Here is a 21,402-nt window from a genome sequence, read left to right as displayed (position 1 = left end):
GGGGACGCCGGGTCTTCCGCCGGCTCGGCGACCGCCTCGGCCGCTTCTTCCACCGAGGGCGGCTCGGAGACGTCCGGGACGGGCCCGGACGCGATCGCCTCGGGGGCCGGTACGGGCTGGGCGACCGCCTCGGGGGCCGGCACCGACTGGGGCGCCCCGGCGACCGGCGCGGACGCGGGTGCTCCAGGGGTCGGTACGCCCTCGCCCGGCGTCAGTATCCCGGGAGCGGGCTCCGACGCGCCGGGCTGCCCGGCGTCGGCCTCCGACACGGTCACGGCCTCGGGCGCGATCGCCTCGGGGGCCGGTACGGGCTGGGCGACCGCCTCGACGGCCGGCGCGGGCTCGGACACGACCGCCTCGGGGACCGGTACGCCCTCGTCCCGGGGCGGTACACCGGATGCGGGTTCCGACGCGCTGGGCTGCACGGCGTCGGCCTCCGGCACGGTCACGGCCTCGGGCACCTCGGCGACCGGCGCGGGCTCGGGCGTGACCGCCTCGGGGGCCGGTACGGCGTCGGGCTCCTGCGCGGGCGGCTGCTGCACGGCTTCCGGTCCCGGCACGTCACCGGACTCCGGTGCGCCGTCCGTACCGAGCACCGGCGCACCGTACGTCTCGGGCGCTCCCCCGGCCGGGGGCTCGTGGCCGCCGTCGGCGGTGGGCGCGATCCCCGTCGCGTGGGCCGTCCGGTCGTCCGGCACGGCCGCGTCGTGGGCCTCGGCCCGCGCGTCCGGTCCGGCTCCGGGCGCGGCGGCGTCCGTGCCCGGGACCCCGGCCTCCCCGGTCTCCGCCGGTGCCGGGACGCCGCCGGTCGCCGCCACGGCCTCCGTCGCCACGCGGGTGACGAGTGCCTGGGCCGCGCCCACCGGCTCGGGACGCTGGTCCGGTACCGGAACAACCGTTTCCGCGGGCGCCGCCCCTGAGCTCGACGGGGCCGCCTGCGCGCCCCAGGGCGCCGCCTCCCGCGCGGGCGCGGCGGCGGCCTGCGGGACGTCGAGGTACTCGGGGCCGACGGTCGGCGGGCCGGCGTGCCGCACCGGCACGTCGGCGGGGCCGCGGTCGGCGAGGGAGCGGACGGGGCTCGCGGAGGTGTCGGGGATCGGCGGACCGAGGTGCAGGGGTCGGCGCGGCGGGGCCGGCGCGGCCGGTTCCGGCAGGCGGACGCCGCCGAGGTCGACCGAGCCGCTGTCGCGGCCGGACATCTCGTGCGGGCCCGGCTGGTGCACGGTCTCGACGACCGGCTCCGGCGCGGGCGGCGCGACCTCGTTGCCCCAGGCGCTCTGCGCGCCCGGCAGCAGCAACAGGTCCTCGTCCTCGGCGGTGGTTTCGGAGAGGTAGGTGTACGCGCCGGTTGCGGGGACGCCCGGCTGCTCCACCATGCCTGCGTTCTCCGGCAGCCCCTCGCCCGGGATCTGGCCGGTGTCGGTCATGCGTAACCCCTCGCCCATCGGTTAGTGCTTCTACGACCAGCTCACCCGGGACGGCGCACCGACCGCCCCGTAGTGAAGAACGAGCGTGCGTGCCCAGCGGCACGAACGACCCGCCGGAAAAGACGACAAAGCCATTGAGTGGCATTGTCGCGGTCGTTCCCCCGTCACGACAGCTTGATCCGCGACGGCCCGCTGTGGACTGCGCCACGTTGCGCGTCCTCCGGTTCTGCCGTACCACACACCGCCCGGAACTGGCGGGTTTTCAGGACATTGGACGACGAAGCGTCCGGTGTCCGAGTGCGGTACAACAATCCGCCAGCCTACCCCGCGCGGTACGACGATCCGATCACGGGGCGCGATCGGGCAGCACCCCTGTGAGCAGGAAAGCGACGCTCCGCTCCGTCTCCGTCCAGGCGCGGGTGTCGAGTCCGACGGACTGGATCAGGGCGCACTCGACGCGGTAGCCGTGCTCCGACAGGTCCCTGCCCACGAGTTCGGCCGCGTCGCGGGTCGCCGCGTGGGCGACGATGCGCTGCGGGCGGCGGTCGGCGACCGCGGAGACGACGGCCGCTCCCCCGCCGCCGACGCGGACGACGTCCGGTTCGGGGAGGTTCTCCAGGACGTGCGGGGCGGTGCCGTGCACGGTCTGGAGCTGGACGCCGAAGCGCCGTGCGGTGGTCTCGGTACGGGCGCAGGCGTCCCGGTCGCGGTCGACGGCGATGACCGCGGCACCGCCGCGCGCGGCCTCGGTGGCGAAGGCCCCGCTGCCGCAGCCGATGTCCCACACGAGGTCACCGAGGCGCGGTCCGAGCCGGGCGAGCTGGGCCGTGCGCAGCAGGTCCGTCTCGCCCTCGCCGAGTTCGCCGCCGTACGCCTCGGCGGGCAGCGACCAGCCGCGCGGTCCGGCGGCGGGATCGCGTCCCGCGATCCAGCCGCCCCCGTCGGCCGCGGTGCCCGGGGCGGCGACGCCGCCGACGACGATGACGACGTTCGGGTCGCGCCAGGTGTGGTCGGCGGCCTTGTCGGAGGTGACGACGGTGATCTGCTCGCGGGCGGTGCCGAGTTCCTCGCAGATGACGAAGGTGCGGTGGACGCCCTCCATCAGCAGGCCGAGTTCGGCGGGGCCGGCGCCCGGGGAGGTGAGGACCGCGACCTTGGTGTGGGCCCGGCATACGTTCACGGCGCGTCGCAGCGTACGGGGGTGGGCGACCACCACATGGGCGTCGTCCCAGGGCATCCCGGCGCGGGCGAAGGCGGCGGCGACGGAGGAGACGGCCGGGTCGACCTCGACCTCCAGGCCGAACTCGGGGGCGCGCAGGGTGCGGACGACGCCGAAGAACCCGGGGTCGCCGTCGGCGAGGACGACCGCGGTGCCCCGGTGGGCGGCGATGCGGCGGGCGGCGAGGGCCACGCTGCCGAGCCGGATGCGTTCGGCGGTGGGCGGCACCTCGGGGAGCGCGAGGTGGTGGGCGGCGCCGGCCACCAGTGTGGCGGCGCCCAGGGCTGCGCGTGCCGCGGCGGTCAGCGGCGAACCGTCCCAGCCGATCACCGTGACCCGGTCGGCCATCGTCGTCAGTCTCCAGGGGTCTTCGCAGGTCGTGTCGCGGGATCCGCTCGTGGGCGGGCTCCGTGAGGGTACCTGGTGCGGCCTCGGGGCGCGGTGGTGACGCCGCCGTCCACCAGGTCAGTTCCAGTCGGTGAAGGTGGTGAAACCGTCGCTGTCGGCCAGGTGCTCCGCCGCGCCCTCGATGTCCTCGGGCAGCAGGCTCCACACGATGAAGTCGGTGCGCACGTCGGTCCACGTACCGTCGTCGGTGCGCATCCGCGCTATGCAGGCGTTGCGCAGGACGCCCTCGCTGATGCAGCCGATCTTCTGGGCGACCTGCTGGGAGGCGGTGTTGTCGGCCGCGGTGCGCAGCTCGATGCGCTCGAACTTCTGGTCGCCGAACAGCCACTGGGCGGTGGCGAGCGCGGCTTCGGAGGCGTAGCCCTCGCCGCGGGCCCAGGGGGCGACGATGTACGACAGCTCGGTGGACCGCACGTGCCAGTTGGTCCTGGTCAGCTGGACGACGCCGACCAGGCGCTGGGTGAGGAACTCGGTGACGGCCAGGTCGAGTCCGCGGCCGGCGGTGCGTTCGGCGGGGGCGTGCTCGGTGATCCAGGTGCGGGCGCCCTGCTCGGTGAAGGGCTGCGGGACGTGGGTCCAGGCGGCGACCTGCTCGTCGTTCATCATCGCCGCGAGGGCGGGGACGTCGTCCTCGTCGAGGGGGCGCAGCACCAACCGCTCCGTGCTGATGGAGATGTTGGGGAAGGTGCTCGTCATGCGCCGCTCCGTAACCTGTGTGACCGTCAGGACCTGCTGAACTGCCCAGCATGCAGCATGAAAGCACCCGGCCGCACCACCGGGTCCCACCCCCTCGGGAGGGAGCGGACCCGGTGGTGCGGCGCGGGGCTCGGATCAGAAGGAGGGGAGCACGGACCCGGCGTAGTTGTCCTCGATGAACTTCTTCACCTCGGGCGAGGTGAGGAGCTTCGCGAGCTTCTGGACCCGCGGGTCGTCCTCCTGGCCCTCCTTGACGACGAGGAGGTTGACGTTCGGGTTGCCCTTGGCGGACTCCAGGACGAGGGCGTCCTTGGCCGGCTTGAGGTCGGCCTCCAGGGCGTAGTTGCCGTTGATGACCGCCGCGTCGACGTCGTTCAGGGAACGCGGGGTCTGGGCCGCCTCCAGCTCCTTGAACTCGAAGTTCTTCGGGTTCTCGGTGATGTCGGCGGTGGTGGCCGAGTTGCCCACGCCGTCCTTCAGGGTGATCAGGTCCTGGGAGGCGAGCAGCTGCAGGGCGCGGGCCTCGGTGACCGTGTCGTTGGGGAGGGCGATGGTCGCGCCGTTCTTCAGGTCACCGGCCTTGTCGGCCTTCTTGGAGTAGAGGCCGAGCGGCTCCAGGTGCACCGAGGCGACGGACTTCAGGTGGGTGCCGTTCTTCTTGTTGAAGTCCGCGAGGTAGGGCTCGGTCTGGAAGTAGTTGGCGCCCACCGAGCCGTCCTCCGTCGCCGTGTTCGGCGTGACGTAGTCGGTGAACTCCTTGACCTCCAGGTCGAGGCCCGCCTTCTTCGCCAGGTTGTCCTTGACGTAGGTGAGGATCTCGGCGTGCGGGACGGGCGTCGCGGCGACGACCAGCGGGCCGGAGGCGTCGGAGGAGTCCTTGTCCGGGCCGCAGGCGGAGAGCCCGAGGGTGAGGGCTCCGGCGGCGAGGACGGCGGTGGTGATCTTGGCGGTGTTACGCACGAAAAGTGCCTTTCCTGAGGTGGTGCGACCCCTTGGGTCAAGGGGCACCGGCGCGAAGCGCCGACGTCGGGGGGTCTCCAGGGGAGACAGGGGGGTCAGGCGGCCTTGCTCACGTCGGTCGCCGCGGGCTCCCCGGCCTTGAGCAGCCGGAGCCTGGGCGCGGCGCCCCCGCGTCCGCCGCGGCGGTGCAGGGTGCGGGCCGCGTAGTCGCCGGCGAACTGGATGAGCGAGATGGCGACGGCGAGGAGCGCGACGGTGACCCACATCAGGCCGGTCTCGAAGCGCTGGTAGCCGTAGCGGACGGCGAGGTCGCCGAGGCCGCCGCCGCCGACGGTGCCGGCCATGGCCGAGTAGCCGATGAGGGCGATGACCGTGGTCGTGGTGCCGGCGATCAGCGACGGGAGCGCCTCGGGGACCAGGACCTTGCGGACGATGGTCCAGGTGTTGCCGCCCATGGACTGGACGGCCTCGACCAGCCCTCCGTCGACCTCGCGGACGGCCGTTTCGACGAGCCGCGCGAAGAAGGGGATGCCGCCGATGGCGAGCGGCACGATCGCGGCCTCGCTGCCGATGGTCGTGCCGGTGATCCAGCGGGTGAAGCTCATCAGCGCGACCATGAGGATGATGAAGGGCATCGAGCGGCCGATGTTCACGACCTGGCCGATGACCTTGTTGACCACGACGTTCTGCAGCAGGCCGCCCTTGTCGGTGAGGACGAGGAGCACGCCGAGCGGGAGGCCGACGGCGACGGCGATCGCGGTGGACCAGCCGACCATGATCAGGGTCTCCCAGGACGCCTGCTCCAGCAGGGGCTGCATCTCGGACCAGGTCACTTGGCACCTTCCTTCACCAGCGCGGGCCGTTCCTCGTTCACGACGTCGATCTGCAGGCCCTGTTCGCGCAGGAAGCCGACGGGCACGACGTTGTCCTCGTAGCGGCCGGGGAGCTCGATGCGCATCCGGCCGATCTGGAGGCCGCCGACGGTGTCGATGGCGGCGCCGAGGATCGATATGTCGATGTTGTAGGTGCGGGACAGCTGGGAGATGACGGGCTGGGTGGCGGCCTCGCCGTGGAAGGTGACGTCGAGGACGGTGCGGTCGTCCCCCGACGCCTCGCCGCCGACCGGGAAGAGGGCGGCGGCCAGCTCGGAGCCCGGGGTCGCGAGGAGTTCGCCGACCGTGCCGGACTCGACGATGCGGCCCCGGTCCATGAGGGCGGCCGAGTCGCAGACGCTCTTGACGACGTCCATCTCGTGGGTGATGAGCAGGACGGTCAGGCCGAGCTCGCGGTTGAGGTCGCGCAGCAGCTGGAGGATGGAGCGGGTGGTCTCCGGGTCGAGCGCGCTGGTGGCCTCGTCGGACAGCAGCACCTTGGGGTCGCCGGCCAGGGCGCGAGCGATGCCGACGCGCTGCTTCTGGCCGCCGGAGAGCTGGGCGGGGTAGGACCCGGCCTTGTCGGCGAGACCGACCAGGTCGAGCAGTTCCAGCGCCTTGCGGGAACGTTCCTTCCCGGACCTGCCGAGGATTTCCAGCGGCAGCTCGACGTTGTCCTGCACGGTCCGCGTGGACAGCAGGTTGAAGTGCTGGAACACCATGCCGATACGGCTGCGCGCCTGCCGCAGCTCCCGGCCGGCGCGGGGCCCGCGGCCGGCCAGCGCGGTGAGGTCCTGGCCGGCGACGGTGACCGTGCCGGAGGTGGGGCGCTCCAGGAGGTTGACGCAGCGGATGAGTGAGGACTTGCCGGCGCCGGACTGGCCGATGACGCCGAACACCTCGCCCTCGCGGACGTGCAGGTCGACGCCGTCCAGGGCGGTGACCTCACGGCCGCGGTGCGACCGGTAGACCTTCGTGAGGCCTGATGTGGTGATCACGTGGTTTCCGTCACTGTCGAGTGCGCGGCGCGGGTGTGTGCGCCGGCACGGGGCGTTGTTCTTCGGGGTTCTCGCGGGACCTTCGGAACGCGGCACGGTTCCCGCGGTGGCGGTGCGCGAGGGCGGCGGAACCGGGGAGAACGTGTGCGCGGGACGTGGCTCGGTCGCGTGCGCGGGGCGCGACGGCGGACACGAGCGGGTACTCGCTTCGGGGCGCGAGGCTCAGGTGGTGCGGGGGCCCTCTAGAAGGCGCACATTCGGCACATACAACGAGCACCGGGCGTCGTCGTCGCCTCGGTCGCAGGGGTGCGGTCGCTCGTGGTGCTCATGCGATCAGTAAAGCAGACCGGTGGTCCTGAGCGGACACCACTGTCCGGATGTTGGACAACGGTGGAGGGTGGCCGGCCCCGGGGGACGCGGACCGCTGCCGGGCGGGACCGCGATCGCGCCGCCGGTGACCAGCGCGGACGGGGCCGGGAGAGCGCCGTCCGGCGGGTCGGCGTCGGGTCCGGCGGCCGACGGGTTGTGGTCAACGCCACGACGGCCGACGCCACGGCGGCCCGGCCGGACGCCGGCCCCGGCCCGCGCGGACCGCTCGGCCGCGGTCCCTCCGCGCGCGGCCCCGCGCGCGTCACGGGCGGGGCCGCGCGCGGAGGGCCGCCCGGGGCGTAATAGGGTCACTGCCATGCTTGACGTCCTGACGCTGGTGACCGGAGTCGCCGCGCTGCTGCTCGCCGCCTGGTGCGGCTGGGCGGCCCACCGTGATCAGCCGACGAAGGACTGGCACTTCATCGGCATGGCCGCGGTCTCGGTACTGGCGCTGATCCAGCTGGCGGTCGGGATCGTGCAGCTGGCGCGGGGCGAGAAGCCGGAGCAGGGCACGACGATCTTCGTGGCATATCTGCTGGGCGCCTTCGCCTGCATCCCGGCGGCGGGTTTCATGTCGCTGGCCGAACGCACCCGCTGGGGCTCGGTGACGGTCGCCGCCGGTGGTGTGGTCCTCGCCGTCCTCGAGGTGCGGCTGTATGACATCTGGGGAGGCTGAGATGGCGGCGACCGAGGAGGAGCCGACCCGCACGCGGCTGATCGGCGGGCCCGGGATCCTGCTGGTGTGGCTGTACGGAGTGATGGTCGTCGGCGCCGTGTCGCGGTCCGCGTACCAGATCTCCACCGATTTCGACCGGGCCCCGGTCGCCTACACGCTGTCGGCCCTCGCCGGTGTCGTCTACGGCTTCATCACCTACACCCTGGTGCGGGGCGGGGAGACGGCCCGCAGGGCGGCGCAGGTGTGCTGCGCCGCCGAGCTGGTGGGCGTGCTGGCCGTGGGCACGTGGACGCTGGCCGAGCCGTCGGCGTTCCCCGACGCGACCGTGTGGTCGGACTTCGGCATGGGCTACGTCTTCATCCCGGTGCTGCTGCCGCTGTCCGCGCTGTACTGGCTGCGCAAGGGCGCGCACCGCGGGGACGCCGCCTGAGGCCGTCGGGCGGCGCCGGTCCGCCCGCGGTTCACGCCGTCGTCGCGTAGGTCCCCGCCGGCTTCTCCAGGACGATCATCAGGACGCCGTCCGCACCCTCGGCCGTCCCCACCGTCTCGTAGCCGACCCGCCGGTACAGGCGCAGGTTGCCCTCGTTGCGGTGGCCGGTGTGCAGGCGGAAGCGGATGGCGCCGCGCTCCTCGGCGAGGGCGGACTCGGCGGCCCGCAGCAGGCGGGCGCCGATGCCGTGGCCCTGGAGGCGGGGGTGGACGCACAGCTTGCCGATGGCCGCGGCACCGTCCTCGGTCACCCTGCCCCGCACCGAGCCGACGACCTCGTCGCCGAGCCGCGCCACGAAGACGCAGTCGCGGGCGACCTCCTCGCGCACGGAGTCGAGGGTCTGGACGAGCGGGTCGATGCGGTAGTTGCCGTACAGCGCCGCCTCGCTCTGGAAGCAGAGGTACTGCAGTCGGAAGATCTGCTCGGCATCCTGCTCGGTCGCCGCCGAGATGGTCACGCTCATGCCCATGTGCGCATGCCTCCCGCTCACCTGATCACCTGTGGTCCCCCACTCCTATCCCCGTCCTCAGCGGGCCGCAACCTCCGGCGTCAGCAATCGGCGAAGACATCCCAGACATCTGGAACGTTCCGGCCCAAGACTGCCCTGTGAGATACCCAACTCCCCCGCGATCTCCCGGTAGGTGAGGTCCTCCGGGGACAGCAGCGCCTCCATCAGGCGGGGGCAGCGGCCGGGCAGCCGTCGCACGGCGTCGCGCAGGGCGCGGTGTCGGGCCGCGGTGAGGGCGAGCTGCTCGGGCTCGCGTTCGGCGGCGTCGGCGGGTTCGGTCTCGTACGGCCGCTCGGCCCGGGCCGTGCGGCGGGTGCGGCGGACCTCGAGGCGGACGGCGCTGCGCAGCCAGCGGTGGGGGTCGTGGGGCGGGCCGTCGGCCTCCAGGCGTTCCAGGAGGCGTAGCCACACCGCCTGTTCCAGGTCTCCGGGCTCGGTACCGCTGGCATATGCCTCGGCCGAGACCTCCGCAGTCAGGAGGGGGCGCAGGGTGGTGACCAGGTCGTGCGTCATATGCAGTGCGACGCGGCCGCCCGGGCGATGGTTGCCCCGGGCAGCCGCATGTCACTCCAACCGGTGTGGTGCCGTTCAGCGGTTGACGAAGTCCTCGCGGGCCAGCACGCCGGTGTCCGGGTTGTCGGTGAAGACGCCGTCGATGCCGGTGGCGAAGTACGTCCGGAAGGCCCCGAAGGCGTCGCCGTAGGCGTCGGGATCCGAGCCCCTGCGGAAGTCCGCGGGCAGGAAGGGGTTCTCGTTGCGCATGGTGTACGGGTGCAGGATCAGTCCGGCCCGGTGGGCGTCGCGCACCAGGGTGGTGGGCTCGGTGAGCCGGCCGGCCGCGTCCTTCGGGATGATCAGGTCCAGGGTGGGGCCGATGCCCTGGGCGTAGGAGGCGATCTCCTTCAGGCCCGCGGGCGTGATCAGGTCGGCGACCGTGCGCGGGTCGCCGGTCTCGACGAAGTCCCAGGGGCGGCTCTTCGCGCCGGACAGCAGGACGGCGAGCGGGTTGCCGACCAGCCTGTTCATCCGCTGGATGCTGGTCGGCTCGAAGGACTGGACGATGACGGGCGAGTTCTTCCGGTCCTTGCCGTGCTTGCGCAGCAGCCGGGCCAGGCGCTCCTCCGTGCCCAGGCCCAGCTTGCGGAAGTAGGTGGGGTGCTTGAGCTCGGGGTAGATCCAGACCTGCTTGCCGCGCCTGCGCGTCTGCTCGTCCTGCCAGCGGAGCACCTCCTCGAAGGTGGGGATCTCCCAGCGGCCGTCGTAGAGGGTGTTGTGCGGGCGGTTGGCCGGGATGCGCTCGGTGGCGCGGAGCGTCTTGAGCTCGGCGAGCGTGAAGTCCTCGGTGAACCAGCCGGTGGTGGAGACGCCGTCGAGCAGCTTGGTGCGCCTGCGGTCGGCGAACTCGGGGTGGTCGGCGACGTCCGTGGTGCCGCCGATCTCCGGTTCGTGGCGGCAGACGAGGTGGCCGTCCCTGGTGGGGACGAGGTCGCCGGCCTCGACGATGTCGGCGCCCATGTCCAGGGCCAGTTCGTAGGAGCCGAGGGTGTGTTCGGGGCGGTAGCCGCTGGCGCCGCGGTGGCCGATGACCGTCGGGACGGGCAGGCCCTCCAGGCCGCCGTGTCCACCCCGCCCGCCCCCGTGCCGGGTGTCGGCGGCTCTCGCCGTGCCGGACAGGCCCAGGACGGCTCCGCCGCCCAGCACGGCCGCGCCGAGCAGCGCCCGCCGTCCGGTGCCGCCCGTCCGCTCGTCCGGCTCCTGCGTACCGCGCGTGCCCTGCGTGCCCTGCGTGCCCATGGGGACCTCCCGCCGTCGACCGTCACTGCGGGGCGATCGTAGGGGCGCGTACATGACGGGCGGGAGACCGCGTGCGGAACACGCGGGTGACCGGGGATGTCGGGCGGGCGTGGAGGGGCAGGTGGGACGGGACGTCTGACGTGCCGTCGGCTTGGGGACGCCGGTCCGGGGTACGCGGTCGGTGGCCGCGACTCCTCGTGGCGGTGCCCGGCGGGACCGTGGCCACGGAGAAGAAGGGGGTCGGCGACGCGGCTGCGACGGCGCGCCTCACACGGTCCGCGCGTCGTACGTGTTTCGATCCGGGCGGTGTCCGCGCCCGAGGGGCGACGCCGCCGGTCTCCGCGGACCAGGACGGTGGCGGCGGCGGCCAGGACGGCGAGAGCGGCGAGCACGTGCGGGCGGTTCCTTCCCCGCGAACGCGAGTTGCCTCACACCCCGCCGTACGCGTCACGGCCGTGCGACACCCCGGCACCGCAGGTGAACACGCGTCAACACCGGGTGAGACCTCGGTGAACCCGACGTGCGCGACCCCCTGGGCCGCGAGTAATGTCCTCACCTGCACAGACTCATACCGCATCCCCGACACCGGAGGACCCGTTGTCCCGCTTCGTGTTCATCAAGGCAGTGCTCGGCCCGATCATGCGCCTGATGTTCCGCACTCGGGTGGAGGGTGTGGAGAACATCCCCGGCGACGGTCCGGTGATCCTGGCCGGCAACCACCTCACCTTCATCGACTCGGTGATCATGCCGCTGACCTGCGACCGGCAGGTCTTCTTCATCGGCAAGGACGAGTACGTCACCGGCAAGGGGCTCAAGGGCCGGCTGATGGCCTGGTTCTTCACCGGCGTCGGCATGATCCCCGTCGACCGTGACGGCGGCCGGGGCGGGGTCGCGGCGCTGATGACGGGGCGCCGGGTGCTGGAGGAGGGCAAGGTCTTCGGCATCTACCCGGAGGGCACCCGCTCCCCCGACGGCCGCCTCTACCGCGGCCGCACCGGCATCGCCCGGCTCACGCTGATGACGGGCGCCCCGGTCGTCCCGTTCGCCGTCATCGGCACCGACAAGCTCCAGCCGGGCGGCGCGGGCCTGCCCCGGCCGGGCAAGGTCACGGTCCGCTTCGGCGAGGCGATGGAGTTCTCCCGCTACGAGGGCATGGACCGCGACCGCTACGTCCTGCGCGCCGTGACCGACTCCGTGATGGCCGAGGTCATGCGGCTGTCCGGCCAGGAGTACGTGGACATGTACGCCAGCAAGGCGAAGGCGGCGTAACACCGCGCGGAGCACACGTGCCGAAGGCGGGCCACCGGACCGGCGGCCCGCCTTCGGCGTCTCCCGCGGCTTCCGTACGGCTACGGGTGCTCGACCCCGTCCTCCAGTCGCTGGCCGCGCAGCAGGAACCAGGCCGCGCCGGCGGCCGCCAGCAGCACCACCGCGCCGGCGCCCGAGGCGAGCGTCAGTCCGTCGACGAAGGACCCGCGGGCGGCGTCCAGCAGGGCCCCGGCCGTGTGCGCGGGCAGCTCGGAGGCGGCCTGGACCGCACCGCCGAGCGACTCGTGGGCGGCGGCCGGGGTGCCCGCCGGGCCGGTGAAGTCCCGGTAGACGCCGGTCACGATCGAGCCGAGCAGGGCGATGCCGAGGGCGGCGCCGAGTTCGTAGGCCGTCTCGGAGACCGCCGAGGCGGCGCCCGCCTGCTCCCCCGGCACGCTGGAGAGGATCACGTCGGCGGTGACGGTGAACGAGAACCCGGCGCCGACGCCGACCACCAGCAGGGCCGCGCCGAGCAGCGGGTAGCCGGTGTCCTGGCCGATGACGGTCAGCGCGGCGAGCGCGAGGCCGACGGCGGCGAGCCCGCCGGAGACCACGGAACGCACCGAGAAGCGCCGGGCCGCGCGGCCCGCGATCAGGCCGGCCGCCACCGCGCCGATCGCGGCGGGCAGTTCGGCCAGTCCCGCCTCGAACGGCGGCCTGTCCTGCACGAGTTGCAGGTACTGCGACAGGAAGAACACCAGTCCGGACAGGCCGAGGACGGTCAGCAGGTCGGCCAGGACGGCACCGCTGAAGCCGCGGCTGCGGAACAGCCGCATGTCGAGCAGCGGGACCGGCATGGTCAGCTGGCGGCGGACGAAGCCGTACAGCGCGGCGGCGCCCAGCAGGCCCGCGGCGAGCGTGGTCCACGCGAAGCCGTGCGCGGCGGCCTCCTTGACGGCGTACACGACGCCGACCATGCCGACCAGGGAGAGGACGACGCTGGCCAGGTCCCACGGGCCGGGGTCCGGGTTGCGGGACTCGGGCAGCAGCTTGATGCCGACGAGGACCAGGACGACCATCACGGGCAGGTTGATCAGGAAGACCGAGCCCCACCAGAAGTGCTCCAGCAGGAAACCGCCCACGATCGGGCCGACCGCCGTGCCCGCGGAGGCGGTGGCGCCCCAGACGCCGACGGCGAGGCTGCGCTCGCGCGGGTCGTGGAAGAGGTTGCGGATCAGGGCGAGGGTGGCGGGCATCAGGGTGGCGCCCGCGACGCCGAGCAGGGCCCGGGCGACGATCATCAGCTCGGGCGTGGAGGCGTAGGCGTTGAGGACCGATATCAGGCCGAACGCCGTGGCACCGATCAGCAGGATCCGCTTGCGCCCGATGCGGTCGCCGAGGCTGCCCATGGAGACCAGCAGACCGGCGATGACGAACGAGTAGACGTCGCCGATCCACAGCAGCTGGGTGCCGGAGGGGGCGAGGTCCTCGCTGATGTAGGGGGTCGCGAGGCCGAGGACGGTCGCGTCGACGGCCACCAGCAGTACGGCCAGCACGAGGACGGACAGCGCGAGCCAGCGGCCGGGGCGCTTCACCGCCTCGGTGGGCTGCGCCGACTGCAGGGTGCGGGTCATGGTTCACTCTCTCCGAAGCGCGCCGCCGAGCAGCAGCTCGACGATCATGTGGGTGAAGTCGTTGCGGGCCACGCGGCCCTCGGTCACCGCCCAGGCGCCGGAGGCCAGCAGGCCGTAGAGCGCCTCGGTGAGCCAGGCCGGGGTGAGGTCGATGCGGAACTCGCCGCTCTCCTGGCCCCGGCGGAACAGCTCGGTGAGCCGGGCGTCGATGCGGGCCCAGCCCTCGTTCTGCTGCTCGCCCTCGAACAGCTGGTTCTCGGTGTAGAGGAAGGCGAGCAGGCCGGCGGCGGGTTCCATCTCCCGTACGAGCCGGCGCACCGCGTCCGCCGCGGGCCCGTCGTGCGGGCGGGCCGCGTCCAGGGCCGCCTCGCACTCGGCGATGCCGAGCGCCTCCAGGGCACGGACGAGGGCGTCGCGCCCGGCGAAGTGGCGGTGCAGCGTGGCCCGGCTGATCCCGGCGGCCCTCGCGACCTCGTCCATGGTCGCGGTGGCTCTGCGGGTCAGCAGGGCCGCGGCGCTGCGCAGTACCTGTTCTCGATCGACGGCCATGAGACAAGGGTAACCCATGTGAGACATTCACGTCTCATCGTGGGCATGTGCGACTCACCACCGGGCCGACGGACACCCGGACACCCGGGCATCAGGCCGCCGGGGCGGTCACACGGGCCGGGGTCCGCTCAGTGCCAGGGCAGCTGCCCGCGCCGCTCCCAGTAGGCGCGCGGGTCCTCGGCGAGGGTGGCGAGGCGCGCCACCTGGTCGTCGTCGAGGTCGACGACGGCGGCGTGCAGGTTCGAGCCGAGCTGGGCCACGGTCGCCGCGCCGGAGAGGACCACGCCGGCCCAGGGCTGCCGCAGGATCAGCGCGAGGGCGACCGCGTCGCAGCCCAGGGTCGTCTCCTCGGCCACGGCCCGCAGGACGTCCGGCGCGTGCGGTTCGGCGAGGCGCCCGTTGGCCATGCCCTCCTTGACGATCACCGTGAGCCCCGCGTCGTGCGCCTCGGCCAGCGCGGGCCCGACGGAGGTCTCCAGCACGTTGTACGTCGCCTGAACGGTGCGGAAGAGGGGCTCGCCGTCGACGGTCACGGCGAGTGCGGCGCGGACGGCGTCGGCCTGGGCGGGGCCGCTGGTGGAGAAGCCGACGGTGACGCCCCGCGCGGCGGCCTCGGCGAGCGCGGCGTGGAGTTCCTTGTCGGTGAGGGCCGGGCTGTCGGGGGTGAGGGAGTGGATCTGGTAGAGGTCGAGCCGGTCGCCGAGGAGGGCGTCGGTCTCGGCCCGCTGGCGCTCGTACGTGGCGACGCCGTGGTCCTTGACCTCGTGCTGCTCGGCGTCGGCGGACCAGTCGGCGGTGTAGGTGTACCCCCACTTGCTGCCGACGACGACGTCGTCCACGTCGGGGCGTTCCCGCAGCCAGGCGGCGAGGAACTCCTCCGACCGTCCGTAGGAGCGGGCCGCGTCGAAGTAGCGCACTCCCTGCGCGTAGGCGGCGTCGAGGAGGTCGTGGGTGCGCCGGCGCATCGCCTCGACGCTGCGGTCCTCTCCGAGGTCGTGCTCCCTGCCGAGGTTGATGTAACCGGGGCGGCCCACGGCGGCGAGACCCAGGCCCATGTGGCAGGTGGGCGTCGTCGCGGTCGCGAGACGGGCGAAGGGCATCGCGGGCTCCGTTCGGTCGGCTCTTGGTGCTGCCGACCAACGTAACCGCGATGCCCCTCGGGCACACCGGGTGCTACTTCTTGGCGTTCGCCCACGCGTGCTGGCCGGCCACGTCCGCCTTCACCTCGGCGAGCTGCACGGCGACCGCGTCGGGCGCCGTGCCGCCGCGTCCGCTGCGGGAGGCGAGGGCGCCGGGGACGTCGAGCACCGAACGGACCTCGGGGGTCAGGTGCGCGGAGATCTTCGCGAACTGTTCGTCCGTCAGCTCGTCCAGCTCCTTGCCCTCGGCCTCGGCGACCTTCACGCACTCGCCGGCCACCTCGTGCGCGACCCGGAACGGCACACCCTGCCTGACCAGCCACTCGGCGATGTCGGTGGCGAGCGAGAACCCGGCCGGGGCCAGCTCCTCCATGCGCTCGCGGTGCACGGTGAGGGTGGCCATCATGCCGGTGAAGGCCGGCAGCAGGACCTCCAGCTGGTCGATGGAGTCGAAGACCGGTTCCTTGTCCTCCTGGAGGTCGCGGTTGTACGCGAGCGGGAGGGCCTTGAGGGTGGCCATCAGGCCGGTCAGGTTGCCGATGAGGCGGCCGGACTTGCCGCGGGCCAGCTCGGCGATGTCCGGGTTCTTCTTCTGCGGCATGATCGACGAGCCGGTGGAGAAGGCGTCGTGCAGGGTCACGAAGGAGAACTCCTTCGTGTTCCAGATGATGATCTCCTCGGCGATGCGGGAGACGTTCACGCCGATCATCGCGGTGATGAAGGCGAACTCGGCGACGAAGTCCCGGGAGGCGGTGCCGTCGATGGAGTTGCCGGCGCTGCCGCGCTCGAAGCCGAGGTCGCGGGCGACCGCCTCCGGGTCGAGGCCGAGGCTGCTGCCCGCGAGCGCTCCCGAGCCGTAGGGCGACACGGCCGTCCGCTCGTCCCACTGGCGCAGCCGCTCCGCGTCCCGGGACAGCGCCTGGACGTGGGCGAGGACGTGGTGGGCGAAGAGCACCGGCTGGGCGTGCTGGAGATGGGTGCGGCCGGGCATCGCCACGTCCGGGTGGGCCTCGGCGAGGCCGATCAGGGCGTCCTGGAGGTCGGCGATCAGGCCGCCGACGACGCGGGCGTGGTCGCGCAGGTACATCCGGAAGAGGGTGGCGACCTGGTCGTTGCGGGACCGCCCGGCGCGCAGCTTGCCGCCGAGGTCGGGGCCCAGGCGCTCCAGCAGGCCGCGCTCCAGGGCCGTGTGCACGTCCTCGTCCGCGATGGTGCCCACGAACGCGCCGGAGGCCACGTCGGCCTCGAGCCGGTCGAGCCCGGCGATCATGCGGGTCAGCTCGTCCTCGGTGAGCAGCCCGGCCTTGTGCAGCACGCGCGCGTGGGCGCGCGAACCGGCGATGTCGTAGGGGGCGAGCCGCCAGTCGAAGTGGACGGACGCGGACAGTTTCGCCAGGGCCTCGGCGGGACCGTCGGCGAAACGGCCGCCCCAGAGCCGTACGTCACCGTTGTTGCTGCTCACTCGTGTCGCTCCTCACCGTGCAATCACTGGCTTGCATGAGTATGCAGAAGTATGCATGATTCGTCAATCTTGCGGGTCCTCGGGACGCGCAGGACCCCGCGACCCATAATCGTTAGACATGGGAAAGACTTATGAACGCATAGACGGCCGGCTCCGCGCCTTCATCGAGGCGCAGCCCCTCTTCTTCACCGCCACCGCGCCGCTGAGCGGCGACGGGACGGTCAACCTCTCCCCCAAGGGACTCACGGGATCCTTCGCCGTGCTCGACGAACACACCGTGGCCTACCTCGACTTCGCGGGCTCCAACGCCGAGACCATCGCCCACCTGCGGGAGAACGGGCGGATCACCCTCATGTGGTGCGCCTTCCAGGGGCCGCCGAACATCGTGCGGGTGCACGGCCGCGGGGAGCCGGTCTTCCGCGACGACCCGCGCTTCCCGGAGCTGCTGGCCCGCTTCCCCGGCATCGACACCGGCCGGCACGGACTGCGCGCGATCATCGTCGTGACCGCCGAACTCGTCCGCGACACCTGCGGCTACGGCGTCCCCTTCATGGCGTACGAGGACGACCGGGATCTGCACGGCAAGCGGTTCGCGCGGGAGGACGACGCCTCGCTCAGCGCGTACTTCACCAAGAAGGAGCACATCGCGACGAGCATCGACGGCCTTCCCGGGCTGCCGTTGCCGCTGCCCCCGTCTACGGTCTGAGCCATGCGCCCCGGTGCCGTTGCCGCCCTGACCGCCCTGTCCGCCCTCGCCCTGGGCGCCGCGCCCGCCTCCGCGCCCGCGCCCCGGCCGCTGCCGGCCCGGATGGCGGACACCGGCGGCGGCGACCAGCTGATCACCGCGGTCGCCCCGGACACCGGCTCGACCACGGGCATCGTCACCTGGTGGGACCGCAGGGGCGGCCGATGGGTGAGGACGGGTTCGGCACCCGCCCGTTTCGGGGCGAAGGGACTGGCGGACGGGGAGACGCGCACCCAGGGCACGAACACCACCCCGACCGGCCTGTACGACCTGCCGTACGCCTTCGGCGTCCGGGCCGCGCCGCGCGGGACGGCGTACCCCTACCGGCCGGTGCGCGAGGACTCCTGGTGGTGCCAGGACAACGCCTCCCGCGCCTACAACCGCTGGACCGAACCCCGCCCGGCCGACTGCGCCGCCGCCGAGTCCGAGCACCTGATCGCGTACGGCACGCAGTACGCGCACGCCATGGTCGTCGGCTTCAACTACGAACGCCCGGTGCGCGGGCGCGGCGCGGGCATCTTCCTGCACGTGGACGGGGACGGGGCGACGGCCGGCTGCGTGTCGGTGCCGGCGGACGCGATGCGCCGGATCCTGCGGTGGGCCGACCCGGGGGCCCGGCCGCACATCGCGATCGGCACCTCGGGCGGGGCGACCGCGGTGACCCGCTACTGAGGACCCGCGGGGGCTGAACGTCCGGGCGGTGCGGTGCGTATCTGTGGGCCAAGGGCCGAGTCCCCACGGAGGAACCGTGACCACCACACTCGCCGGCGGCCGTGCCGCCCGCCGCCAGACGATGCGGCGCATCCGCCCGCGCCGCTCCCCGGCCGTCCCCCTGCTGCTCGCCGTGTGGGCGGGCGCGGCGGGCGTGTTGTGGCTGTGGTGGCGCAACACGCCCGCCATCTCCGACGACACCGGGAGGATCCTCAACGCGGGCCGGATCACCGGGCTGCTCGCCGGGTACCTGACGGCCCTCGTGGTGCTCCAGATGGCCCGGGTGCCCGCGCTGGAGCGGCGGGTGGGCTCCGACCGGGTGGCCCGCTGGCACGCCATGACCGGCCGCTACACGCTCTGCCTGGTCCTCGCGCACGTCGTCCTGATCATGTGGGGGTACGCGGCGCGGTCCGGCCGGGGCCTCGGCGGCATCGTCCGGCAGACGGCCGACTCGGTCGCCCAGCTGCCGGACATGGGCAAGGCGGCCGTCGGCACCGCGCTGTTCGTGCTCGTCGGGCTGCTCTCGGCCGGCCCGGTGCGCCGCCGGATCCCGTACGACGTCTGGTACCACGTGCACCTGCTCACCTACGCGGCGGTGTTCCTGACCTTCTGGCACCAGCTGACCACCGGCAACGACTTCGCCGTCGAGCCGGTCGCCGGGACCGTCTGGTACGCGTTGTACGGGACGGTGACCGCGCTCGTGCTCTGGTACCGGATCCTGACCCCGCTCCGGCTGAACCTGCGGCACCGGCTGCGCGTCGAGGCGGTGATCGAGGAGACCCCGGGGGTCGTGTCGGTGCTGATCGGCGGGCGCCGGCTGCACCGGATGGGCGCGGAGGCCGGGCAGTTCTTCCGCTGGCGGTTCCTGGCGCCGGGCATGCGGTTCAGCTCCCACCCGTACTCGCTGTCGGCCGCGCCGCGTCCGGACATGCTGAGGATCACCGTGAAGGCGATCGGCGACCACAGCGCCCGGCTGCGCGAGCTGACCCCCGGCACCCGGGTGTGGGCGGAGGGCCCGTACGGCGCGCTGACCGCCCAGCGCCGCAGCCGCGGCAAGGTGCTGCTGGTCGCCGGCGGGGTCGGGATCACGCCCATGCGGGCGCTGTTCGAGACGCTGCCCGGCGCGTCCGGTGACATCACGCTGCTGTACCGGGCCAACAGCACCCGGGACCTCGCGCTGTGGGACGAGCTCGCCCGGATCGCCGACGAGCGCGGGGCCCGGCTGATGTACGCCGTCAACAGCCCGGACGGGGAACGCCCGGACATCTCCGCGGAGACCCTGAGCCGCAAGATCCCGGACGTCGACCGCCACGACGTCTTCCTGTGCGGGCCGCCCGGCTTCGCGCAGTCCGTGTACGAGGCACTGCGCGGCGCGGGAGTCCCCGCCCGCCGTATCCACCACGAGTCGTTCGCGATGTGAGCGACGGACGTCAGGAGCTCAACGGAGATGAGGAAGAACCACCCCGTCCGGCGCGCCGTGCTGGCCGGCGCCGCGACCGTGTCCGGGATCGTGCTGCTGCTGTCGCTGAAGCCGGCGTCCGACCCGGGTGCCGCCGCGGCGGCGGGCGGCACCGCACCGCCCGTGGCCGCCGAGGCGCCGCAGGGCGGGCGGGGCGCGGGAACGGGCGCGGGCGCCGGCGCCGGCGCCGGTACGGTCACCGGCGACGTGGCCGACACCCGGTACGGCCCCGTACAGGTCCGGGTCACCGTCAGCGGCGGCAGGATCACCGCGGCCGAGGCCGTCCGGGCGCCCGCGGGCGGGCAGAGCGACCGGGTCACCGCCGACGCCGTGCCCAAGCTCAACCGGGCGGCGATCACGGCCGGCGACGCCGACATCGACGCGGTCTCCGGAGCGACCTACACCAGCGACGGGTACAAGAAGTCGCTGCAGTCGGCGCTGGACCGGGCCGGTGGCTGACACCGGGGCCGAGCCCGCACAGGCTCCCGCCGCGGCGCGTCGGGTGGTGGAGACGATGGGGACCGTCTTCTCCTTCGACGCCCGCGGCGGGGATCCGGCCGTCGTGGGGGCGGTGCTGGACGAGGCGGCCGCCGGGCTGCGCCGGGTGGACGAGGTGTTCAGCACCTATCGGGAGGACAGCCAGGTCTCCCGGCTGGCGCGCGGCGAGCTGTCCCTCGCGCAGTGCGCCCCCGAGGTGGCGGAGGTGCTGGAGCTGGCGGCCGAGGCGGAGCGGGTGAGCGACGGCTGGTTCAGTCCGTCGTACCGCGGGCGGCTCGACCCCACCGGGATCGTCAAGGGGTGGGCGGTGGAGCGTGCGGCCCGGCTGGTCGCGGACGCGGGGGCGAGCGGCGTCAGCGTCAACGGGGGTGGTGACGTGCAGGTGCTCGGGACGCCGGGGACGCGCAGGCCGTGGCGGGTGGGGGTGGCGGATCCGCTGCGGCCGGGCGGTCTCGCGGCGGTCGTCTCCGCCTCCGGGGCGAAGGAGCTGGCCGTCGCGACGTCCGGTACGGCGGAACGGGGCACGCACATCGTCGATCCGCGCACGGGGAGGTCCGCGGTGACGGACCTGGTGGCGGTGACGGTGGTGGGGCCGCGGCTGACGTGGGCGGACTGCTGGGCGACGGCGGCGTTCGCGATGGGGTCGCGGGAGGGGGTGCGGTGGCTGGAGTCGCTGGAGGGGGTGGAGGGGCTGCTGATGACCGCGGGGGGCGAGGTGCGGTGCACCGGGGGGTTGGCGGGGTGGCTGGGGTGAGCGGAGCCGGCGGGTGCTCGGCGTCCTGGCCCAGGTACCGGCGCTTGACCGCCCGCGCTCGCGGGGTGCCTCCCGGGCCGTTCAGGCACTGAGGGAGGCACGACTGCACGCAGCTACGGCAGTACGGGTGGGCGGGCGGGGACGGCGCTGCGACCGGCCGACTGCAACGCCCCAGGGGCGCGGGGAACTGCGCGAGCGGCCACGGGCGGTCCGCACCCGGCGGATCACCGCGGCCGCCCCCCTCAGTGGCCGTTCTGCGCCAACCGCAGCAGGTGGTCCGCCAGGGCCTGCCCGCCCGTCGGCTCCCTGCTGATCAGCAGCAGCGTGTCGTCACCCGCGATCGTCCCCAGGATGTCGTGCAGCTCCGCCTGGTCGATCGCCGAGGCGAGGAACTGCGCCGCCCCCGGCGGGGTGCGCAGGACCACGAGGTTCGCGGACGCCTCCGCGGAGATCAGCAGCTCCGAGGAGAGCCGCCGCATCCGCTCCTCCTTCGCCGACTCCCCGAGCGGCGCCCGCGGGGTGCGGAAACCGCCCTCGCTGGGCACCGCGTAGATGAGGTCGCCGTCGTTGTTGCGGATCTTCACCGCGTTCAGCTCGTCCAGGTCCCGGGAGAGCGTCGCCTGCGTGACGGTCAGCCCGTCGTCGGCGAGCAGCTTCGCCAGCTGGCTCTGCGAGCGCACCGCCTGCCGGTTGAGGATGTCCACGATCCGGCGGTGGCGTGCGGTGCGGGTCTGCGGTACGGCAGGCCCGTTGGTCTGCTCGTGCTCCTGCGCCTGGCTCATCGTC

20 protein-coding genes and 2 pseudogenes are annotated in these 21,402 nt (G+C 73.4%); 8 read left to right on the top strand and 14 right to left on the bottom strand.

All coding sequences use genetic code 11. The features are described 5' to 3' along the window. The 6 genes and pseudogenes from JHAT_RS35015 to JHAT_RS26335 all read right to left on the bottom strand — a co-directional run. Positions 1 to 1,427 (bottom strand): annotated as a pseudogene (locus tag JHAT_RS35015) (5,6-dimethylbenzimidazole synthase); the annotation flags it as partial. 346 nt (positions 1,428 to 1,773) lie between these two features. Continuing rightward, positions 1,774 to 2,994 (bottom strand): precorrin-6y C5,15-methyltransferase (decarboxylating) subunit CbiE, encoded by a 1,221-nt coding sequence (cbiE, locus tag JHAT_RS26355; RefSeq protein ID WP_077800756.1) that lies wholly within the window; start codon positions 2,992 to 2,994, stop codon positions 1,774 to 1,776. 117 nt (positions 2,995 to 3,111) lie between these two features. Further along, positions 3,112 to 3,750, bottom strand: coding sequence for a GNAT family N-acetyltransferase (locus JHAT_RS26350; protein ID WP_077800755.1), 639 nt, complete (start codon positions 3,748 to 3,750; stop codon positions 3,112 to 3,114). Between the two features lie 135 nt (positions 3,751 to 3,885). Then, positions 3,886 to 4,710 (bottom strand): MetQ/NlpA family ABC transporter substrate-binding protein, encoded by an 825-nt coding sequence (locus tag JHAT_RS26345; RefSeq protein ID WP_077800754.1) that lies wholly within the window; start codon positions 4,708 to 4,710, stop codon positions 3,886 to 3,888. 95 nt (positions 4,711 to 4,805) lie between these two features. Next, entirely contained in the window at positions 4,806 to 5,543 is a 738-nt protein-coding gene (locus JHAT_RS26340; protein ID WP_171991063.1) for a methionine ABC transporter permease, read from the bottom strand. Continuing rightward, positions 5,540 to 6,580 (bottom strand): methionine ABC transporter ATP-binding protein, encoded by a 1,041-nt coding sequence (locus JHAT_RS26335; protein ID WP_077800753.1) that lies wholly within the window; start codon positions 6,578 to 6,580, stop codon positions 5,540 to 5,542. The genes JHAT_RS26340 and JHAT_RS26335 overlap by 4 nt, the downstream gene beginning before the upstream one ends. 685 nt (positions 6,581 to 7,265) lie before the next feature. Here JHAT_RS26335 and JHAT_RS26330 point away from each other — a divergent pair. Further along, entirely contained in the window at positions 7,266 to 7,625 is a 360-nt protein-coding gene (locus JHAT_RS26330) for a hypothetical protein (protein WP_077800752.1), read from the top strand. A gap of 1 nt (position 7,626) precedes the next feature. After that, entirely contained in the window at positions 7,627 to 8,055 is a 429-nt protein-coding gene (locus JHAT_RS26325) for a hypothetical protein (RefSeq protein WP_077800751.1), read from the top strand. Positions 8,056 to 8,086: 31 nt separating this feature from the next. Here the strand turns inward: JHAT_RS26325 and JHAT_RS26320 are convergent, their stop codons facing one another. From JHAT_RS26320 to JHAT_RS26310, 3 genes are all read right to left on the bottom strand, one after another. Further along, complete coding sequence (locus tag JHAT_RS26320; protein WP_077800750.1) at positions 8,087 to 8,584, bottom strand: GNAT family N-acetyltransferase; 498 nt, start codon at positions 8,582 to 8,584, stop codon at positions 8,087 to 8,089. 57 nt (positions 8,585 to 8,641) lie between these two features. Next, a complete protein-coding gene (locus JHAT_RS26315; RefSeq protein WP_077800749.1) occupies positions 8,642 to 9,136 on the bottom strand; it encodes an RNA polymerase sigma factor in 495 nt (164 codons plus the stop codon). A 75-nt stretch (positions 9,137 to 9,211) separates the two neighbouring features. Beyond that, complete coding sequence (locus tag JHAT_RS26310; protein WP_077800748.1) at positions 9,212 to 10,417, bottom strand: glycerophosphodiester phosphodiesterase; 1,206 nt, start codon at positions 10,415 to 10,417, stop codon at positions 9,212 to 9,214. A 575-nt stretch (positions 10,418 to 10,992) separates the two neighbouring features. Between JHAT_RS26310 and JHAT_RS26305 the strand changes: the two are divergent. Then, positions 10,993 to 11,686: pseudogene (locus tag JHAT_RS26305) on the top strand (lysophospholipid acyltransferase family protein); the annotation flags it as partial. Positions 11,687 to 11,766: 80 nt separating this feature from the next. Here JHAT_RS26305 and JHAT_RS26300 read toward each other — a convergent pair. The 4 genes from JHAT_RS26300 to argH all read right to left on the bottom strand — a co-directional run bounded on the left by JHAT_RS26300 (position 11,767) and on the right by argH (position 16,449). Beyond that, positions 11,767 to 13,299: an MFS transporter gene (locus JHAT_RS26300; protein ID WP_077800746.1), complete on the bottom strand. Its 1,533-nt coding sequence runs from the start codon at positions 13,297 to 13,299 to the stop codon at positions 11,767 to 11,769. 3 nt (positions 13,300 to 13,302) lie between these two features. Then, complete coding sequence (locus tag JHAT_RS26295; RefSeq protein ID WP_171991061.1) at positions 13,303 to 13,848, bottom strand: TetR/AcrR family transcriptional regulator; 546 nt, start codon at positions 13,846 to 13,848, stop codon at positions 13,303 to 13,305. A 128-nt stretch (positions 13,849 to 13,976) separates the two neighbouring features. Beyond that, positions 13,977 to 14,948 (bottom strand): aldo/keto reductase, encoded by a 972-nt coding sequence (locus JHAT_RS26290; RefSeq protein ID WP_077800744.1) that lies wholly within the window; start codon positions 14,946 to 14,948, stop codon positions 13,977 to 13,979. A 73-nt stretch (positions 14,949 to 15,021) separates the two neighbouring features. Then, positions 15,022 to 16,449, bottom strand: coding sequence for an argininosuccinate lyase (gene argH / locus JHAT_RS26285; protein ID WP_077800743.1), 1,428 nt, complete (start codon positions 16,447 to 16,449; stop codon positions 15,022 to 15,024). Positions 16,450 to 16,567: 118 nt separating this feature from the next. Here argH and JHAT_RS26280 point away from each other — a divergent pair, with 118 nt between their 5' ends. The 5 genes from JHAT_RS26280 to JHAT_RS26260 all read left to right on the top strand — a co-directional run bounded on the left by JHAT_RS26280 (position 16,568) and on the right by JHAT_RS26260 (position 20,616). Beyond that, positions 16,568 to 17,155, top strand: coding sequence for a pyridoxamine 5'-phosphate oxidase family protein (locus JHAT_RS26280; protein WP_077800742.1), 588 nt, complete (start codon positions 16,568 to 16,570; stop codon positions 17,153 to 17,155). A gap of 3 nt (positions 17,156 to 17,158) precedes the next feature. Next, positions 17,159 to 17,866: a L,D-transpeptidase gene (locus tag JHAT_RS26275; protein ID WP_077800741.1), complete on the top strand. Its 708-nt coding sequence runs from the start codon at positions 17,159 to 17,161 to the stop codon at positions 17,864 to 17,866. 76 nt (positions 17,867 to 17,942) lie between these two features. Continuing rightward, positions 17,943 to 19,325 carry a ferric reductase-like transmembrane domain-containing protein gene (locus tag JHAT_RS26270; RefSeq protein WP_171991060.1) on the top strand — a complete coding sequence of 461 codons (1,383 nt, stop codon included), beginning with the start codon at positions 17,943 to 17,945 and terminating at the stop codon, positions 19,323 to 19,325. A gap of 27 nt (positions 19,326 to 19,352) precedes the next feature. Next, on the top strand, positions 19,353 to 19,823 hold the full coding sequence (locus tag JHAT_RS26265; protein ID WP_171991059.1) for an FMN-binding protein: 471 nt from the start codon (positions 19,353 to 19,355) through the stop codon (positions 19,821 to 19,823). A gap of 55 nt (positions 19,824 to 19,878) precedes the next feature. Next, positions 19,879 to 20,616, top strand: coding sequence for an FAD:protein FMN transferase (locus JHAT_RS26260; protein ID WP_077800759.1), 738 nt, complete (start codon positions 19,879 to 19,881; stop codon positions 20,614 to 20,616). Between the two features lie 242 nt (positions 20,617 to 20,858). On the opposite strand, the gene JHAT_RS26255 is transcribed toward JHAT_RS26260, so the two are convergent. Beyond that, positions 20,859 to 21,398: an arginine repressor gene (locus JHAT_RS26255; protein WP_077800740.1), complete on the bottom strand. Its 540-nt coding sequence runs from the start codon at positions 21,396 to 21,398 to the stop codon at positions 20,859 to 20,861. Between the last annotated feature and the right edge of the window lie 4 nt (positions 21,399 to 21,402).

The sequence above is a fragment of the Streptomyces sp. JHA26 genome, from assembly GCF_002005565.1.
Lineage (GTDB): Bacteria > Actinomycetota > Actinomycetes > Streptomycetales > Streptomycetaceae > Streptomyces.
Note: the sequence above shows the minus strand (reverse complement) of the source record. Positions and strands in the feature narration are given on the sequence as shown.